We start from the raw sequence: 16,719 nt of genomic DNA, 5'->3' as shown, positions 1-16,719 counted from the left end.
CCATGGAGCAGATGCAGGCGTGGGCAGTGGATCGTCCGGGACCCGTCGACAACGGTCCGCTGCAGCGCGTACGACGTGCCGTGCCGGAACCTGGCGCCGGCGAAGTACTGGTCAAGGTCGAGGCGTGTGGGATCTGCCGGACCGACCTGCATCTGACCGAGGGCGACCTGGCACCGAAGCGCCCGGGCGTCGTCCCGGGGCACCAGGCCGTCGGGCAGGTGGTCGATCGGGGTACGGCGGCCGGGCGGTTCGCAGTCGGGGACCGCGTCGGGATCGCCTGGCTGCGCGGCACCTGCGGCGTCTGCGAGTTCTGTCGGCAAGGATCCGAGAACCTCTGCCCGCGGTCGACGTACACGGGCTGGGACGCCGACGGCGGATTCGCGGAGTACGCCGTGGTGCCGGAGGATTACGCCTACACGTTGCCGGCGGATCGGCCCGCGGCGGAGCTCGCGCCGTGGCTATGTGCCGGGATCATCGGCTACCGCTCCTTGCTCCGCGCGAACCTGCCGCCCGGTGGCCGGCTCGGCATCTACGGCTTCGGGTCGAGCGCCCATCTCACCGCGCAGCTCGCGATGGCTCAGGGCGCCGAGCTGTTCGTGGTGACCCGTGGCGAGCGGAACCAGGCACTCGCGCGTGAGTTGGGTGCTGCGTTCGTCGGGGAGCGGCCACCGGTACCGCTGGACTCGGCGATCGTGTTCGCGCCGGCCGGCGACGTGGTCCCGGCCGCGCTCGAATCGCTCAAGCCCGGTGGAACTGTGGCGGTCGCCGGCATCTACCTGTCCGATGTACCGGTGCTGAACTACGAGCGGCATCTCTTCCACGAGCGCGATCTCCGCAGCGTCACGTCGAATACCCGTCGCGACGGCGAGGAGTTGTTCCGCCTGGTCGCCCGGCTGCCGGTCGCCGCGCACACGACGATCGTCCCGTTCGACGCGGTCGACCGCGCGCTCGCCGACGTCGCGCACGGCCGCGCGAGCGGGTCCCTGGTCGCGGTCGTCGGCAGCTGACCGTTGCCGCCCGAGCAACGCTAGAACCGGCTGAACCGATGCGGCCCGGGGAGCGTTGGAACGGTTGAACCGGTGCGGCCGGGGGAGCGTTAGAAGTGAGTGAAGATTCCAGCACTGGCCCGTTCCCAACTTCAAGGCTGACCGCTAGCTGCGTTAGATTTGATCAAATCTTACGAGGCTGCCAGGAAGCTGAGGTGCGTATGTGGGGTCTGACCCGCCAACCGTGGTCGGTCCTGGCTGACGCATGCCCTCAGACCCGAGAGGACGGCCGGTGCTGAGCAAGGTCCTCGGCGCGGTGGGTGCAGTCCTGCTGATCGTCGGGGTGGTGCTCGCCGTCCGGCCGGTCCATGCCGGTGGGGACGGTTGCGGCTCGGTCTTCCAGCCCGACAAGGGCATCACGCCGATGCAGTGCGACGCCCGGTTGAGCAGCCGCGGCACCCTGGTCACCGGCTTCGGCGCCGGCGGGGTCGCCCTCGTGGTCACCGCCATCACCGTCGCCGCAGTCCGCGACCGCCGTACCCGCGTCTCCCCCTAACGCCCAACCTTGGGCACCCACCAACCATTCTGCGCGGCCCCAAATGGTTGGTAGGGGCTCAAAGTAGTGTTGGTCCGGCTTGACCTTGACACTGTGTCAAGCCGGAAGGTGGGTGGATGTTCACCATCGGAGACTTCGCGGCGTTCGGGCAGGTGTCGGCGCGGATGCTGCGGCACTACGACGCGCTCGGGCTGCTTCGTCCGGCCGTGGTCGACGCGGCGACCGGCTACCGGTTCTACTCGGCCGACCAGTTCAGCCGCCTGAACCGGATCGTCGCGCTCAAGGACCTCGGGTTCAGCCTGCAGCAGGTCGGCGAGATCGTCGACGCCAAGCTGTCCGCCGAGGAACTGCGCGGAATGCTGCGACTGCGGCAGGCCCAGCTCGAGGACGAGTTGGCCCGCAGCGCGGCCCGGCTGACGAGCGTCGAGGCGAGGCTCCGACTCATCGAGAGGGAAGGCCACATGCCCACCGACGACGTCGTCCTGAAACACATCGCCCCGACCCGGGTCGCCGAACTGTCCGCGATCTCACCGAGCTACGACGGTGTGGATATCGGCCCGGTACTGCAGCCCCTGTTCGGGCAGCTCTTCGAACGTCTCGGCGCGGCCGGTGTGAACCCGTGCGGTTCGCCGGTCGCGTACTACGAGGACGCCGAGAACGACACGATCCGCGTCCACGCCGCCGTACCTGTCGAAACAGGTACGACGGCGGACGTCGACATCACCGAACTCCCCGAGCTCAACGCCGCCACCATCGTCCACCAGGGCGACATGATGGAGGCCGACCGCAGTATGCAGACGCTGGCCCGGTGGATCGAGGACAACGGCTACCGCAGCCAGGGGTACGCGCGTGAGGTCACCGTGCAGTTCGACCCGGACAACCCGGCGAACTGGGTGCACGAGTTCCAGATCGCGGTCACAAAGCCAAACTGACCGTCGCAAACGAGTGCGGCGGAAGCGTCACCCGCAACCCGCGCGGCTCCGGTTCCAGCTTCAACAGAACCGGAGCCACCGCGTCCGGATCCGCGACCGTGTTGTACGCCTGCGGTTTCGATGCCGTCAGCAACCGTCCCGAAACCTCGCTGGGCGAACCGCCGCGAAGATCCAGTACGACGTCGAGCGCCGCGGACGGATCGAGGTTGCTGAGGGACACCAGCGCCCGCCCGTCCTTCACCGAGGCGGACGCCGACACGAGGTCCATCGCCTTGCCGTCGAGATCGTAGGTCGCCCCCTCGATCACGTGGACAGGCAAGGACCGTGCGTCGTGATGCCCCTTGTTCATCTCGAAGACGTGGTACGTCGGCGTACGGACAAGCCCGCCTTCGTCGTCGGTGAGCAGCATCGCCTGCAGCACGTTGACGGTCTGCGCGATGTTCGCCATCACGAGCCGCTCGGCGTGCCGGTGGAACACGTCGAAGTGCAGGCTCGCGACGAGCGCGTCCCGCATCGCGTTCTGCTGGTACAGGAACCCGGGATTCGTCCCCGGCTCGACATCCCACCACGTGCCCCACTCGTCCAGCACGAGACCGATCTTGCGCTCCGGGTCGTACGCGTCCATCAGCGCCGAGTGCGCACGGATGACGCGCTCGATGTCCTGCGCCTTCGACAACGTCCGGTAGTAGTCGTCCACACTGAACTCGGTCGCGCTGCCCTTGTTCTCCCAGGTCCCCGCGACCGTGTAGTAGTGGAACGAGATCGCCTGGTAGATGTTCTTCGGATCGCGCCCGCAGCCCAGGCAGCTGATCGACTTCAGCAACGCCTCGGTCCAGTTCAGGTCGTCGTCCGAGGCGCCTGCCGCGATCCGGTACAGCTTGTTGTCGCCGTGGTCCTTGAGGAACGTGGCGTACTGCCGCGCCAGGTCGGCGTACGCCTCGGCCCGCAGGTTCCCGCCGCAGCCCCAGGCCTCGTTGCCGATGCCCCAGAAAGGGATCTTCCACGGCTCGTCACGCCCGTTGGCCTTGCGCTGCCGCACCATCGGGCTGTCGCCGTCGCGGGTCAGGTACTCGACCCACTCGCTCATCTCCCGCACGGTCCCGCTGCCCACGTTCCCGTTCACGTACGGCGCGGCGCCCAGCAGCTCGCACAACGCCATGAACTCGTGGGTGCCGAAGTGGTTGTTCTCCTCGACGTTGCCCCAGTGCGTGTTCACCATCGACGGCCGGTCCGCCTTCGGCCCGATGCCGTCCTTCCAGTGGTACTCGTCCGCGAAACAGCCGCCCGGCCAGCGCAGGTTCGGGATGTCGAGCGCCCGCAACGCCTCGACCACGTCCAGCCGGATCCCGCCTTCGTTCGGGATCGGTGAGTCCTCGCCGACGTAGAACCCGCCGTAGATGCACCGCCCGAGGTGCTCGGCGAAGTGGCCGTACAGGTGCCGGCTGATCGTCGGTCCCGGTACGTCGAGATCGATTGCGACGCGTGCTTCAGGCATTGAGCCCTCCTGGGTCTTTACAGTGGTCCGCATGGGGAAGCCATCGAGTGTCGTGACGATGGCCGACGTCGCCCGGTTCGCCGGGGTGTCGACGATGACGGTGTCGAACGTGATCAACGGCCGGCCGCGGGTCGGTCCGGAGACCCGTGACCGGGTGCTGGCGGCGATCGGCGAGCTCGGGTACCAGGTGAACCTGGCCGCCCGGCACCTGCGCGCGGGCCGCACCGGCGTGGTCGGTCTCGCCGTACCTGAACTCGAGCGCCCGTACTTCGCGCAGCTCGCCGCTCGCCTCGCCGACCGGTTCGAGACGCACGGCCTGCGGATCGTCACCGAACGCACCGGCGCCAGCCGGGAGGGCGAAATGGACGCGGTCGCGTTCTCGCGGCTGCGGATGTACGACGGGTTGATCCTCAGCGTGGTCGACATCGACCCGGCCGAGTTGAGCCAGCTCCGCACCGATGCGCCGGTGGTGATGATCGGGGAGCGGGCGCAGCCGTCGCGTTTCGACCACGTGATGATGGACAACGTCGACGGCGCCCGCCAGGCCACCGCGCACCTGCTCGCTACCGGCGCGCGCCGGGTCGCGATGATCGGCGGCGATCCGGCCGGCTCCGCGACCATGCCCGCGCTCCGGGCGGAGGGCTACGCGCTCGCGCACACCGAGGCCGGCGTACCGGTCGACCCGGAGCTGAACGTGCGCTGCTCGTTCGGCCTGCAGGACGGGTGCGACGGGATCCAGGCGCTGCGCGATCGCGGGATCGCCTTCGACGCCGTGTTCGCGCTGACCGACGTACTCGCGATGGGCGCGTTGCGCGCGCTCGCCGACGCCGGGCTCCGGGTGCCGGACGACATCCAGGTGGTCGGCTTCGACGACATCGACGAGGCGGCGTACCTGGTGCCGTCGCTGTCCACGGTCAACCCGGGGCACGAGGAGATGGCCGACGAGATCACTGCGTTGATGACCGCGCAGCTCGGCAGCCCGGGCGGCGACCCGAAGGAACTCGTCGTACCTGCGCAGCTGGTTCTCCGCGGCACGACGAAACCGCTCGCCTGACATTCGCCGTCGCCGCACAGCAGTAGGTATATCGATAAACAAGCCTCAAGGCAAGTGCCTGACGCCCCGCAAGGTCCCGTACGGTGGACGATTCGGACGCCCACCAGCACGAGGAGCTCGACCAGTGACGACCACCCGGCGGCGCTCGCCGGTCCGGATCCTGCTCATCACGCTGATTGTCCTGGCGACGCTCTTCCTGGCCTTTCGGGTCGCCGTCATCGGATCACTCGAGCTCTATTTCGGCAGCGGGTTCGACCACCGCCGGTTCGGCAAGCTGGAGACGGAGTTCGATCACTCGCAGGCGGCCTTCAGCGAGGCCGAGGGCCGAATGCGGGAGTTGGCGGCCGCCCACCCGCAGGCCGAACGGATTGTGTGGACCCGAGCGTGGATCTGCGTGCGCGACGCCGGCCGGGCCGAGGTCTGTCGGCGGCCGACCCCTGACGATGAGGCGACGTACTTGGCTCTGCCGAGCACCGACAGGATCGTGCGCCAGGCGAAAGACCAAGAGCGCACGTTCTTCTGCTTCTACGGGGAAGACCCGCCGCGCTACACGATCATGCACGCACCCGACGGCACGGACGTGAAGGCGTTCGCGAAGGACCGCGGGTTCCGGAGCAAGCGGGCGCTGGAGCCGGGATGGACGCTCCTCGGGCCGATCTCCGACCTGGACCGTGAGAACCAGCAGTGGCAGTAGGCGATACCCGCTAGCTCTTCGAGTGTCCGGTGCCCTGCAAGGTCGGTACGTCGCCCGGCTCCTGGTGCACGGTCCACTGCTCGTGGACGCCCTTCACGCCCGGGATCCGCTTGACGCCCCGCCGGGCCGCCTTCTCCTCGGCGGCCAGCACGTCACCGGTCAGTGTCACGATGCCGCCGTCCACCCGCACCTGGATCGCGTGCGGATGGCTGACGTGCCGCCCCAACTCGGCCCGCACGCGATCGTGCAGTACGGCGTCGTCCGCCGACCGGCCGGTGACGCGGTACCGCATTCCCATCGCCAGTCCCCGGCCGTGATTGGCGGCGTCCTGGGACATCCCGCTCAGACCATCGGCCATCCGGTGTCTCGAGCGGGTCGACTTGTCACGCATCCGCGCGCGCCGTGCTCGCCCCTGGTCCGGGTCCAGCAGGTACTCGGTGAGCATCCCGGCGCCGACTCCGGCGATGGTCAGGGCCGCGCCGGTGATCATGGGCCTGCCGTGTTTCACTCGCATCGGCCGTCATCCTCTCGAGGTTCGCTTACTCCCCGGAGTACCCATTCGGCCGGAGGCGATTCACGCGGCCAGTAGCGTCGCGATCTGTTTCAGCTGGTCGTCCGTCAGCGGGCCGAGCTCCATCGCGCGGGCGTTCTCCTCGGCCTGCGCGACTGTCCGGAAACCGGGGATCGGCACCGTCCGCGGGCTCCGCGCCCACAACCAGCCCAGGGCGCCCTGCGCGAGTGTCCGCCCGTCGCTCTGCAGTACGTCGCGGATCGCGGACACCTTCTCCCACCACTCGGGTGCCGGTACGCCGCCCTCAGCGAAGTACCGTAGCCAGGCCGGCGGCAGCGTGCGGATGTCCGCGCCGGTCGCCGGCTTGTTCGCGTCCCGGCGGCCGAGGATGCCCATGCCGAGCGGGGTCCGGTTGATGCTCGCCAGGTCCTCGCGCTCGCACAGCGCGAAGAACTCAGGTGCGTCGTGCAGGACGCTCGCCTCGTGCTGAACCGCGGCGCAGTGCTCGCCCTGCGCGAAGAGTTCGGCGCTGTGCACCGTGTCGGTACTCCATGCGTAGCTGCGGATCAGCCCTTCGCGGACCAGTTCCTCGCAGGCCTCGCGCAGCGGTAGCGCGATCTCGTCGGTGGTGTCGAAGTGCAGCTGATAGAGATCCAGGTAGTCGGTCCCGAGCCGCTCGAGGGACGCCCGTACGGCCTTGTGAACGTACTCGGGGGTCGTGTCCTGGTGGTGCATGATCCGGGTCGACTCGTCGAAGGTGTTGCCCCACTTGCTGGCGATCACCACCTGGTCGCGGATCCCGGCGAGCGCCTGGCCCAGTACGCGTTCGCTGTGACCGGCGCCGTACACGTCCGCGGTGTCGAAGAAGGTCACGCCGAGCTCGACCGCCCGGCGGATCGCCCGCACCGATTCCTCGTCGTCGACCACGCCCCAGCCAAGCGGTTCGCCGGCCGGGTTGCTGAACGGGCCCCCGATCGCCCAGCACCCGAATCCGACCGGGCTGACCTCGATACCTGCTCGTCCCAACGTGCGCATATCCATGTCCTCGAGCCAACCAGCCCGCCAGTGATCCGTCCAATGAATCTTCTGGGCAGAGTTGATGCGCACAGTGCATGTAACGAAACTGAGGCCTTTACCTACCATTAACCGTTAGGTAACCTTCCTAACAATTCTGGCTCCGCGCCCCCGGAGGTATCTCATGAAACTGCGCCTGCTCGCGCTGGTGCTACCCGTCGGTCTGCTCGCCGCGCTCGGCGGTTCCGCCGCCAACGCCGAGATGTTTGCCGACACCCTGCTCTCGCAGGGCAAGCCGGTGATTGCCTCGAGCAGCGAGGACGACACCCTGACCGCAGGCAAGGCGGTCGACGGCAGTACGTCGACCCGCTGGGCCAGCGCCGAAGGTGTCGATCCGCAATGGATCCGCGTCGACCTCGGCCAGGCGGCCGCCGTCGGCCGGGTCACACTGAACTGGGAGGCCGCGTACGCGAAGGCGTACCGGATCGAGGTCTCCGACGACGGCACCACCTTCAGTACGGTCAAGACGGTTGCGGACGGCAACGGTGCGACCGACGATCTCACCGGCCTGCAGGGCCACGGGCGGTACGTCCGGGTCGTCGGCACGCAGCGCGGCACGTCGTACGGCTATTCGCTGTGGGAGCTCGAGGTCTACGGCACGACCGACTCGTCCGGCGACACCCAGGCGCCGACGGTCCCGGCTGGTCTGAAGAGCACCGGCGCCACGGCCACCTCCGTCGCACTCAGTTGGACCCCCTCGACCGACAACATCGACGTCAGCGGGTACGACGTACTGCGTGACGGCACTGCGGTCGCGACGACGGCGAGCACGCAGTACAACGACACCGGGCTGACCGCGAATACGGCGTACAAGTACTCGGTGCGCGCCCGCGACTTGGCCGGGAACGTGTCGGCCGCGAGTGAGCCGATCACAGTGACGACGTCGGCCGGCGGAACCGGTGGGTTTGTGCTCGCGGCGGCCGGCGACATCGCGGACCGTTGTACGGCGTCCGACTCGGACTGCATCCATCCGAAGACCGCCCAGTTGGTCGAGGCGATGAATCCCGCCGCGGTGATCACGATGGGCGACAACCAGTACGACGACGCGCACCTGTCGGACTTCCAGAACTACTACGCGAAGACGTGGGGGAAGTTCAAGAGCATCACCCACCCGATCCCGGGCAACCACGAGACGTATGACGACACTCCGTTCAAGGGGTATCACGACTACTTCGGCTCGATCGCGACGCCGCAGGGCAAGAACTACTACACCTGGAACCAGGGCAACTGGCACTTCGTCGCGCTCGACTCGAACGACTTCGTGCAGGAAGAAGGGCTCCGCGAGCCGGCGCAGCTCACCTGGCTGAAGCAGGACCTCGCGAACAACACCAAGGGCTGTATCGCGGCGTACTACCACCACCCGCGGTTCAGTTCGGGTGACCACGGCGACAACCCGGATGCCGACCCGCTCTGGCAGACGCTGGTGTCGGCGAAGACCGACCTGGTACTGAACGGGCACGACCACCACTACGAGCGGTTCCTGCCGCAGAACGCCGACGGTGACAAGGACGCGAACGGCCCGGTGCAGATCATCGGCGGGATGGGCGGAGCGCCCCTGTACCCGGTGCACGCCGCGCATCCGGCGACGGCGAAGATCATCTCGGACTTCGGCGTACTGAAGCTGTCGATGACCGACACCACGTTCGCCACGCAGCTGATCGGGCTCGACGGCACGGTCCTGGACAGCAGCCCGACGTACAGCTGCCACTGATGTACCTCGCATCCGTCGGCCCGCTCCGGACGCCGCTGCGACGGGTTCCCGGGAATGTCGTTGCCTTAGGCATCGTCAGTCTGGTGACCGATGTCTCGGCCGAGATGGTGACCGCGATCCTGCCGCTGTACCTGGTCTTCGGGCTCGGGCTGAACCCCCTGCAGTTCGGCCTGCTCGACGGCCTGTACGCCGGAGCAACCGCCGTACTGCGGTTGGTCGGCGGACATGTGGCCGACCGCTGGCGACGGTTGAAGACCGTCGCCGGCGTCGGCTACGCGCTCTCGGCGATCTCGAAGCTGGGATTCCTGGCCGCCGGTTCCACGGTGCCGGCGATCGGCGCGGTTCTCGCGATCGACCGCGCCGGCAAGGGTATCCGGACCGCACCTCGCGACGCCCTCATCTCGCTGAGCAGCGACCCGTCCACGATGGGCCGCTCCTTCGGCGTCCACCGAGCCCTCGACACCATCGGGGCGTTCCTTGGTCCGCTGGTGGCAGCGCTCGTCCTGTGGGCGAGCCTCAACGACTACAACTCGGTCTTCGTCACCAGCTTCGCGCTGGCCACCTGCGGCGTCATCCTGCTGACAGCCTTCGTCCGCGACCAATCCCCACCTGCCCCTTCCGCGCGCGGTCTTCCGATGTTGAGTCTGCTGCGTGATCCGAACTTCCGCCGGTGCTGTCTTTGGGCGGCGGCCCTCGGCCTGTTCACGATCACCGACTCTTTCGTCTACCTCGCCGTACAGCGTCGTTGGGACATCAGCACCAGCCTGTTCCCATTGCTTCCGTTGGGGACCGCAGGCACTTTCCTGCTGCTCGCCATCCCTCTCGGCCGGCTCGGCGACCGGGTCGGCCGCTGGAGGGTCTTCATCGGGGGACACCTCGCTTTGGTTGTGGCGCTCCTGCTCGTCTGCGGTCCGGTCGGCGCCTGGTGGCTGGTCCTCGCCCTTCACGGTCTCTTCTACGCCGCCACCGATGGCGTCCTCCCTGCCGCTGTGGGTCCGCTCCTGCCCGAGAACTTCCGCGCCAGCGGTCTCGCCGTACTGCAAACCGGGCAGGCGCTCGCCCGCATGGCCGCAGCCGTCACCGTCGGTCTGTTGTGGACCCTGTCGGACCTCCGCCCGGCGCTCCTCGTCTTCACACTCGCCCTGCTCGTGATCACGATCGCCGCCGCCGTCTTCAAGCCCTTGGAGGTACGCCGATGAGACGCCGTGTGCTCGCCGCAATCGGTGTTCTCGCGCTCGTCGGCGGCGCGATCACCTACGTCGCGTATGCGCGCGAGGGTCGCCCGGCCGAGAACGCCGTACCGGTTGTCACGGGGCAGCCGATGCGGTTCGACGGCAAGACGCTGTTCTTCCGCAACCTCGCGGACGGACCGGACTCCGGCAAGTTGGCCGCCGTACCGATTGCTGATCCAGGTGCGGCCCGGCGTGTGGGGGAGTTGCGCTGCGACCGGTTCGCCGCGGCGCACGGTACGGCGATCTGCCTGCGGTTGAAGGCCGGCTCGCTCCCCGCGATGACTGACATGATCGTCCTGGATGCGAACCTCCGCGAACGACATCGCGAGGCGCTCCCCGGTACGCCGAGCCGGGCGCGGGTGTCGCCGGACGGGCGGTTCGTGAATTGGACGCTGTTCGTCACGGGCGATTCGTACGCCGCCACCGGCTTCTCGACCCGCACCGGGTTGTACGAGGTGGACACCGGGCGGCTGGTGAAGACGATCGAGGAGCTCGCGGTGTTTGTCGACGGGAAGCGGTACTTCGCCTCGGATGTGAACTACTGGGGTATCACGTTCGCTGACGACGGCAACCGTTTCTACGTGACGATGGCGAGCAAGGGGAAGACGTACCTGATCGAGGCCGATTACCGCGCATACCGCGGGACCGCGATCGCCGAGAACGTCGAATGCCCGTCCCTCTCACCCGACGGCCGCCGAATCGCCTACAAACAAAAGGTCTCCAACGGTGTCTGGCGCCTCGCGGTCCTGGATCTCGCCACCCGCCGCATCACCCATCCGCCCGACTCCCGCCCCGTCGACGATCAGCCCGTCTGGCAGGGCAACAACACCCTCCTCTACCCGCTCAGGAACTCCGACAACACCCTCGACCTCTGGTCCGTAGGCCTCACCACACCTGCCAAGCTCCTCATCCCTCAAGCCACCTCACCGTCATTTGCCTAGGGCCCGGGCGGCGAGGGCTTGGTTCATGGCTTCGAACTGGGGCTTGATGGTCTTGTTGAGCATCGAGCGGGTTAAGGGGACGGTGGCACCGCTGAACTTCTCCTCTTGGACGAGGTGGGGCCGTCCGGCTGAGCGGTCAGACGGAAGGAGTGTTCGCCGTCGAAGAGGAACAGAAACGCTGCCATCGATTGTCAGGGTTTGGTGTCACGGTTGACCAAGTGACTTCACGACCTCGGCTGCTGCTGCCCGCAGCCTTCATTACGTCCCTCGGCAACAACATCCAGCTCCTCGGCGCCGCGCTGCTGCTGGTCCGCGCGCAGGGCTCGATGCTCGACGTCGGCTGGCTCTTCATCGCTGTCGCCGTACCGCAGGCCGTCCTCTCGCCGTACTTCGGTCGCCTCGCGGACCGCTTCGACCGGCGCCGTCTGTGGATCATCTGCGACCTCGTCAGCGCGGCGGCCGCGCTCGCCCTCCCGGTCGGACTGGCGCTCGGGGTGTCCCAGCAGCCGCTCGTCTACGGGACCAACTTCGCCCTGGCCGTCATTGCCGCCCAGTTCACGCCGGCCAGTGCGGCACTGATCCGCGAACGAGTCCCTACCGCGCAGCTCCGCCGCTTCAACGCGCACTACGAGATCGCCCTCCAGTGCGGAATGCTCCTGTCCGCCGGCGTCGGCGGAATTGCACTCCAGTACTTCGGTTCGAAGCCGCTCTTCACCTTCAACGCGCTGACGTTCGCCTTCTCCGCCGTACTGGTGTTCGCGGTCGGAACGGGACGCCGGCCAACAGAGTTGCTCGGGGCAAAGACCCGGGCTGCACACCCCACCGCCGCAAGAGTTCTCCCGCTCGCTCCGCTGGCCTTGCTGTTCGGCCAAGGGCTCGTGGTTGTGACGGTCTTCAACGCCTTGCTTCCGGTGCTGCTGATCGGAGAGTGGCATCGCGGTCCGGCTGTTCTCGGTGTGGTCGACGCGCTGGGCGGAGCCGGCTTCCTGCTCGCCGCGGCTGTCTACCACCGATCCGCGTCCCGCGTCGGTGACCTGAAGCTCGCAGTCGGCGGATTCTTCGTCTGTACGGCGTTGTTCGCGCTGCAGCCGCTGTTCGGCGTAACCGTGCTGATGGTGCTGGTGCTGCTGGGCGCCTTCTTGTTCGGGCAGGCGCGGATCGCGACGCGGTCGTTGCTGATGACGTCGGTGGACGAGTCGCGGGTCGGACACGCGTTCGGTCTGGCCAACGGGTACGGTCTCGCCGCGACCATCGTCGTCATGCTGATCGCCTCGGTCGTCACCGGCCACTCCGACACCCGCTACGGCTTCGCGACCGTCGCCGTGATCAGCCTCCTGGCCGCCGGTCTCGCCGCGGCGTGGATCTCAACCATTTCGCGCCGCGCCGCATCCAACCACCATGGAGCGCGACCAGTCCTTCGATCACCTGGCCGAGCGGTATGACCGGCTCGGCGAACTGACCGCCGACCACGTCGCCGACTGGCTCCCGACCGTCCTGCCCGACCGCCGCCGCCGAGCCATCGACCTCGGCTGCGGCGCCGGCCGGCACGCGCTCGTTCTCGCGGACTACTTCGACCAGGTCGACGCGATCGACCTCTCCGGCCCGATGATCCGCCTCGCCCGCCACAAGCGTCCGCGCTCGAACATCACCTACCTCGAGTCCGGCATCCTCGAGATGTCAGGTCAGTACGACTTCGTCACCAGCTCGGCAACGCTGCATCATGTCGCCGACCTCTCCGCCGTACTGCGGCACATCCGTTCCCTCGTCGCGGTCGGCGGCTGCGCGGCCATCGCCGACACGGTGTCACCGCGTCCCGCGAACCCGCACTGGTGGCTGTACGGCGGCGAGGTCCGGAAGCTCGTCCGCAACCTGATCCACCGCAACCCGAACGCTTGGGAGATCTTCGGCCTGGCCACCGGCGACTGGCTCGACCGGAGCGCGCGGTGATCTGGCGCCGGCCAGATGTAACAGCACTTATATAAGTGCTGTTATGATCGGCGCATGGAGGATCCCACTGAGCAGAGTTTGTGGCGGCCGTTGCACGAGTTGCTGGCACGGCTCGATGCCGAGATCGGGCAGATCTACACCGATCGGGACATCAAGGGGCTGAAGCCGACGTACGTGCGGGAGCTGCTCCAGCTGCACCTCAAAGGGCCGATGACGATCACCGAGCTCGCCGACGCGATCGGGCGGACGCATTCGGCGCTCAGCCAGAAGGTCGCTGCGATGCGCACCGCCGGCCTGGTCCGGACCGTGCCGGGTGCGGATGCGCGGAGCAAGCAGGTCACGCTCACGGCCAAGTCCAAGAAGCTCGTCGAGCTGCTCGCCGCCGAGTGGCGGGCGACGGAGGCAGCGATCGCCGAGCTCGAGGCCGAGCTGCCGTACCCGATGACTCAGGTCGTCCGCGACGTCGAGGAAGCATTGGCCCGGAAGAGCTTCCACGACCGGATCGCGGAGAAGCTGCAGTGAAGCGCGCGTTCATCGACGTCGGGCCGCTCAAAGTCCTGACGTACCGGCGGTTGTGGATCGGGCAGGTGCTGTCGGGGTTCGGCGGTCAGCTGACCTTCGTCGCGGTGATGTTCCAGGTCTGGGACCAGACCGCGAGCCCGGCGTGGACCGGCGCGGTCGGACTGGCGCAGGCGTTGCCATTGATCGTGCTCGGGTTGTTCGCGGGCACGCTCGTCGACCGGCTCGAACGGCGCAAGATCTACCTGATCACCACGATCGGGCAGTTGCTGACCGCAACGGTCATGGCCAGCCAGTTGGTGATCGGCCGGGTCCCGGTCGGGGTGCTCCTGGCGCTGGTCGCCGTACAGTCGGCGTTCGGCGCGACCGCCGGGCCGGTGGCGCGGACCGTGCTGCCGCAACTGCTCTCGCGTGACCAGTTGGCGGCCGGGATCGCGCTGAACCGAATCGGGTTCCAGGGGGCGATGCTGCTCGGGCCGGCGCTCGGTGGCGTGATCGTCGGCACCTGGGGCGTCGGCGTCTGCTACCTCGTCGACGCGGTGAGTTTCCTCGCCGCGCTGTACGGCGTACTGGGGCTGCCGCGGATGAAGATCGAGGGGGTTGCGAAACCGGGACTGCGCGGGGTCTGGGACGGGTTGACGTTCGTCGTGGCGACGCCGGTGATCCGGGGCGCGTTGATCACCGACCTGGCCGCGACTGTGTTGTCGATGCCGATCAGCCTGTTCCCGGTGATCAATGCGGAGCGGTTCGGCAACAATCCGCGGACGCTCGGGTTGTTCCTGACCGCGATCGCCGTCGGTGGGGTCGCCGCGTCGTTGTTCTCCGGGTCGTTCACCCGGTTGCCTCGGCACGGGCTGGTGATGTTGTGCGGTTCGGCCGGGTGGGGGATTGCCCTGCTGCTGTTCGCGTTCTCGCCGGCCGCTTGGATGGCGTTGGTGTGCCTCGCGTTCGCCGGTGCCGCGGACACAGTCGCGGTTGTCTCCCGCAGCACGATCGTTCAGTTGCACACGCCTGCGGAGTTGCTCGGCAGGGTCAGCGCCGCCGAGCAGATCGTCGGTCAGGCCGGTCCCGATCTCGGCAACCTCCGCGGTGGCGTGGTCGCGCAACTCACCTCACCGGTCGCCTCGCTTGCCTCCGGGGCGTTGCTGTGTGTTGCGGCCGTCGCCGCGGTTGCCGCCAGTACGCCGAGGTTGCGGCAGCCTGCCGTCACTCAGGACGCGTGAGACCGACCGTACGGAAGCCGGCGTTGCCCATCGAGGACTCCGGCGTGTTCGACGAGCGGGCGGCGTTGCGGTAGCGGTTGCAGTACGAGTCGTGGCAGAGGTACGAGCCGCCGCGGATCACCCGGGCTGCGCCGAGGGACGGTCCGGGCGGGTTCTCGGCGGGGGAGAACTTGTAGTAGCGCGGGCCGAACCAGTCCGCGCACCACTCCCAGACGTTGCCGACCATCTGCCACAGTCCGTAGCCGTTCGGCTGGAAGGTGTGGACGGGGGCGGTGGTCAGGTAGCCGTCCTCCTCGGTGTTCGTCCGCGGGAACTCGCCCTGCCAGATGTTGCACCGCCACTCGCCGGTCAGCTCGTCGTCGATCAATTCGTCGCCCCACGGGTATCGCGCGCCCTCGAGACCTCCGCGGGCGGCGTACTCCCACTCGGCCTCGGTCGGCAGCCTTCGTCCAGCCCACTTGCTGTACGCGACCGCGTCGTTCCAGCTGACGTGGACGACGGGATGGTCGTCGAGCCCGTCGAGATCAGACCGTGAGCCGCCCGGGTGCCGCCAGTCGGCACCACGGACGCCGACCCACCACGGGGTCCCGGACGCGGGTCCCATCACCGCGTCAGGTTCCGCGGCCAGGGCGAGATGGAACACCGCGGAGTACCCGAAGGTCTCGGCCTCGGTCCGGTAACCGGTCGAGTCGGCGAAGCGGGCGAAGTCGGCGTTCGTCACGCTGGTCGCGTCGATGCTGAACGGCGCCAACTCGACCTGATGCACCGGCGTCTCGCCGTCGGCGGTGTTCTCGTCCCCGTTGCTGTTGCCCATCGCGAACGAGCCACCACTCAGCACAACCTGCTCGACCCCATGCTCCCCGCGCGTGGTCGGCACCGGCGGAGGCGCCGCCGCCTCACCACGCGCCGGCGCACAACAGGACGGATGGTCATCGCTCATGCGTGCAAGCTTAGGTCGGGCGTACTCGCGGGGTCAGCCGAGGCTCGGTGGGCCTTGTTCGATGCGGCGCAGGATCGGGTCCAGGCGGTAGAAGTCGGTGCCGATGATGAGTTGGCGTTCGTCCCACCAGGTGGCACCCGCTTCGGCGAGTGGTTCGACGAGGGCGCGGGAGCGGGCGGGGTCGGCCGGGCTGATGCCGCCGACAATCACGTCGTACGGCGTGCCTCCGCCTTTGCGCTCGCCGTTGATGAACGCGACCAGGTCGCGGAGCTCGTCGACCGGTGGGGCTTCGCCGTGGTTGGCGGTCTTGAAGAGCGGTACGGCGCCGTCCCAGCGCGCGGCGCGGCGCATCGGGGCCTTGCGTGGCCAGTAGCCGGCGATCCAGACCGGCGGCCGCGGTTGCTGGACCGTTGCCGGCAGCAACTCGACGTCGTCGGCACGGTAGTGCTCACCGGCGTGGTCGACCCGTTCGCCGGACCAGTACGCCGTGAGCAGGTCGAGGCCCTCGTCCAGCCGCGAGGCCAGCACCTTCGGGTCGGTCTCGTCGCCGAAGCTGCCGAACTCGTCGTCGATCGGTCCGCCGAGCCCGGCGCCGAAGATCACCCGGCCGCCGCTCAGCCCGTCGAGGGTGGCGACCTGTCGCGCGAGTTGCTCGGGCCGTCTCCGGGCGATCGGCGTGACCAGCGGACCCAGCTTGATGCGGGATGTCGCCAGCGCGGCCGCCGTCATCAGCATCCACGGGTCGCCGAACGGCTGCCCGCGCCGCCGCTCTTTGCTGTGCACCACGTGGTCCCAGAGGAACAGGCCGTCCCAGCCGGCGTCCTCGGCAGCCTTCGCCACCCGCACCACCGTGTGAGCGTCGGCGAAGTCCCCGAAGTTCGGAATGTTGATCGAGAAGCGCATG

The 16,719-nt window shown here is 68.2% G+C and carries 17 protein-coding genes; 12 read left to right on the top strand and 5 right to left on the bottom strand.

Annotated features, from left to right (window positions below; translation table 11 throughout):
• The first annotated feature begins 2 nt into the window (after nt 1-2).
• The 3 genes from EV649_RS07410 to EV649_RS07400 all read left to right on the top strand — a co-directional run bounded on the left by EV649_RS07410 (nt 3) and on the right by EV649_RS07400 (nt 2,474).
• Nucleotides 3-1,007, top strand: a complete 1,005-nt coding sequence (locus tag EV649_RS07410; protein ID WP_241997822.1) for a zinc-dependent alcohol dehydrogenase family protein — start codon at nt 3-5, stop codon at nt 1,005-1,007.
• A gap of 271 nt (nt 1,008-1,278) precedes the next feature.
• Complete coding sequence (locus EV649_RS07405; RefSeq protein WP_130381771.1) at nt 1,279-1,542, top strand: hypothetical protein; 264 nt, start codon at nt 1,279-1,281, stop codon at nt 1,540-1,542.
• Between the two features lie 116 nt (nt 1,543-1,658).
• Complete coding sequence (locus tag EV649_RS07400) at nt 1,659-2,474, top strand: MerR family transcriptional regulator (RefSeq protein WP_130381769.1); 816 nt, start codon at nt 1,659-1,661, stop codon at nt 2,472-2,474.
• Here the strand turns inward: EV649_RS07400 and EV649_RS07395 are convergent.
• A complete protein-coding gene (locus EV649_RS07395) occupies nt 2,458-3,969 on the bottom strand; it encodes an alpha-L-arabinofuranosidase C-terminal domain-containing protein (RefSeq protein WP_130381767.1) in 1,512 nt (503 codons plus the stop codon). The two genes, EV649_RS07400 and EV649_RS07395, sit on opposite strands and share 17 nt — an antisense overlap.
• A 31-nt stretch (nt 3,970-4,000) precedes the next feature.
• On the opposite strand from EV649_RS07395, the gene EV649_RS07390 reads away from it, so the two are divergent.
• Both EV649_RS07390 and EV649_RS07385 read left to right on the top strand, forming a co-directional pair.
• Nucleotides 4,001-5,023: a LacI family DNA-binding transcriptional regulator gene (locus tag EV649_RS07390; RefSeq protein WP_198682347.1), complete on the top strand. Its 1,023-nt coding sequence runs from the start codon at nt 4,001-4,003 to the stop codon at nt 5,021-5,023.
• 124 nt (nt 5,024-5,147) lie between these two features.
• Nucleotides 5,148-5,717 carry a hypothetical protein gene (locus EV649_RS07385; protein ID WP_130381763.1) on the top strand — a complete coding sequence of 190 codons (570 nt, stop codon included), beginning with the start codon at nt 5,148-5,150 and terminating at the stop codon, nt 5,715-5,717.
• A 10-nt stretch (nt 5,718-5,727) separates the two neighbouring features.
• Here the strand turns inward: EV649_RS07385 and EV649_RS07380 are convergent, their stop codons facing one another.
• Nucleotides 5,728-6,231, bottom strand: a complete 504-nt coding sequence (locus tag EV649_RS07380; RefSeq protein WP_130381761.1) for a BON domain-containing protein — start codon at nt 6,229-6,231, stop codon at nt 5,728-5,730.
• 60 nt (nt 6,232-6,291) lie between these two features.
• Nucleotides 6,292-7,263: an aldo/keto reductase gene (locus tag EV649_RS07375; protein WP_241997820.1), complete on the bottom strand. Its 972-nt coding sequence runs from the start codon at nt 7,261-7,263 to the stop codon at nt 6,292-6,294.
• A 163-nt stretch (nt 7,264-7,426) separates the two neighbouring features.
• On the opposite strand from EV649_RS07375, the gene EV649_RS07370 reads away from it, so the two are divergent.
• The 7 genes from EV649_RS07370 (at nt 7,427) to EV649_RS07340 (ending at nt 14,875) form a co-directional block, all read left to right on the top strand.
• Complete coding sequence (locus tag EV649_RS07370) at nt 7,427-9,013, top strand: discoidin domain-containing protein (RefSeq protein WP_130381757.1); 1,587 nt, start codon at nt 7,427-7,429, stop codon at nt 9,011-9,013.
• Entirely contained in the window at nt 9,013-10,212 is a 1,200-nt protein-coding gene (locus EV649_RS07365; RefSeq protein WP_130381755.1) for an MFS transporter, read from the top strand. Before EV649_RS07370 ends, EV649_RS07365 begins: the two co-directional genes overlap by 1 nt.
• Nucleotides 10,209-11,186 (top strand): PD40 domain-containing protein, encoded by a 978-nt coding sequence (locus EV649_RS07360; protein WP_130381753.1) that lies wholly within the window; start codon nt 10,209-10,211, stop codon nt 11,184-11,186. The genes EV649_RS07365 and EV649_RS07360 overlap by 4 nt, the downstream gene beginning before the upstream one ends.
• A gap of 218 nt (nt 11,187-11,404) precedes the next feature.
• Complete coding sequence (locus EV649_RS07355; RefSeq protein ID WP_130381751.1) at nt 11,405-12,628, top strand: MFS transporter; 1,224 nt, start codon at nt 11,405-11,407, stop codon at nt 12,626-12,628.
• Complete coding sequence (locus EV649_RS07350; protein ID WP_130381749.1) at nt 12,585-13,133, top strand: class I SAM-dependent methyltransferase; 549 nt, start codon at nt 12,585-12,587, stop codon at nt 13,131-13,133. The genes EV649_RS07355 and EV649_RS07350 overlap by 44 nt, the downstream gene beginning before the upstream one ends.
• Nucleotides 13,134-13,187: 54 nt before the next feature.
• Nucleotides 13,188-13,655, top strand: coding sequence for a MarR family transcriptional regulator (locus EV649_RS07345; RefSeq protein WP_130381747.1), 468 nt, complete (start codon nt 13,188-13,190; stop codon nt 13,653-13,655).
• Nucleotides 13,652-14,875, top strand: a complete 1,224-nt coding sequence (locus EV649_RS07340) for an MFS transporter (RefSeq protein WP_130381745.1) — start codon at nt 13,652-13,654, stop codon at nt 14,873-14,875. Before EV649_RS07345 ends, EV649_RS07340 begins: the two co-directional genes overlap by 4 nt.
• On the opposite strand, the gene EV649_RS07335 is transcribed toward EV649_RS07340, so the two are convergent.
• Both EV649_RS07335 and EV649_RS07330 read right to left on the bottom strand, forming a co-directional pair.
• Nucleotides 14,859-15,815 carry a formylglycine-generating enzyme family protein gene (locus EV649_RS07335; RefSeq protein ID WP_130381743.1) on the bottom strand — a complete coding sequence of 319 codons (957 nt, stop codon included), beginning with the start codon at nt 15,813-15,815 and terminating at the stop codon, nt 14,859-14,861. The two genes, EV649_RS07340 and EV649_RS07335, sit on opposite strands and share 17 nt — an antisense overlap.
• Before the next feature lie 33 nt (nt 15,816-15,848).
• The gene (locus EV649_RS07330) at nt 15,849-16,718 is read right to left on the bottom strand and encodes an LLM class flavin-dependent oxidoreductase (RefSeq protein ID WP_130381741.1); all 870 of its coding nucleotides are present in this window, start codon (nt 16,716-16,718) and stop codon (nt 15,849-15,851) included.
• Nucleotide 16,719: the final 1 nt, after the last annotated feature.

The sequence above is a fragment of the Kribbella sp. VKM Ac-2569 genome (genome assembly GCF_004216905.1).
GTDB lineage: Bacteria > Actinomycetota > Actinomycetes > Propionibacteriales > Kribbellaceae > Kribbella.
The sequence above is the reverse complement of the archived record's forward strand: the minus strand, read 5'-3'. Positions and strand labels throughout refer to the sequence as shown.

Bases quoted from the DNA above. Each gene is read 5' to 3' on its own strand.
- EV649_RS07330 (WP_130381741.1), bottom strand. From the start codon at position 16,718: ATGCGCTTCTCGATCAACATTCCGAACTTCGGGGACTTCGCCGACGCT.
- EV649_RS07400 (WP_130381769.1), top strand. From the start codon at position 1,659: ATGTTCACCATCGGAGACTTCGCGGCGTTCGGGCAGGTGTCGGCGCGG.
- EV649_RS07335 (WP_130381743.1), bottom strand. From the start codon at position 15,815: ATGAGCGATGACCATCCGTCCTGTTGTGCGCCGGCGCGTGGTGAGGCG.
- EV649_RS07345 (WP_130381747.1), top strand. From the start codon at position 13,188: ATGGAGGATCCCACTGAGCAGAGTTTGTGGCGGCCGTTGCACGAGTTG.
- EV649_RS07360 (WP_130381753.1), top strand. From the start codon at position 10,209: ATGAGACGCCGTGTGCTCGCCGCAATCGGTGTTCTCGCGCTCGTCGGC.
- EV649_RS07390 (WP_198682347.1), top strand. From the start codon at position 4,001: ATGGGGAAGCCATCGAGTGTCGTGACGATGGCCGACGTCGCCCGGTTC.
- EV649_RS07395 (WP_130381767.1), bottom strand. From the start codon at position 3,969: ATGCCTGAAGCACGCGTCGCAATCGATCTCGACGTACCGGGACCGACG.
- EV649_RS07375 (WP_241997820.1), bottom strand. From the start codon at position 7,263: ATGCGCACGTTGGGACGAGCAGGTATCGAGGTCAGCCCGGTCGGATTC.
- EV649_RS07410 (WP_241997822.1), top strand. From the start codon at position 3: ATGGAGCAGATGCAGGCGTGGGCAGTGGATCGTCCGGGACCCGTCGAC.
- EV649_RS07380 (WP_130381761.1), bottom strand. From the start codon at position 6,231: ATGCGAGTGAAACACGGCAGGCCCATGATCACCGGCGCGGCCCTGACC.
- EV649_RS07350 (WP_130381749.1), top strand. From the start codon at position 12,585: ATGGAGCGCGACCAGTCCTTCGATCACCTGGCCGAGCGGTATGACCGG.
- EV649_RS07370 (WP_130381757.1), top strand. From the start codon at position 7,427: ATGAAACTGCGCCTGCTCGCGCTGGTGCTACCCGTCGGTCTGCTCGCC.
- EV649_RS07365 (WP_130381755.1), top strand. From the start codon at position 9,013: ATGTACCTCGCATCCGTCGGCCCGCTCCGGACGCCGCTGCGACGGGTT.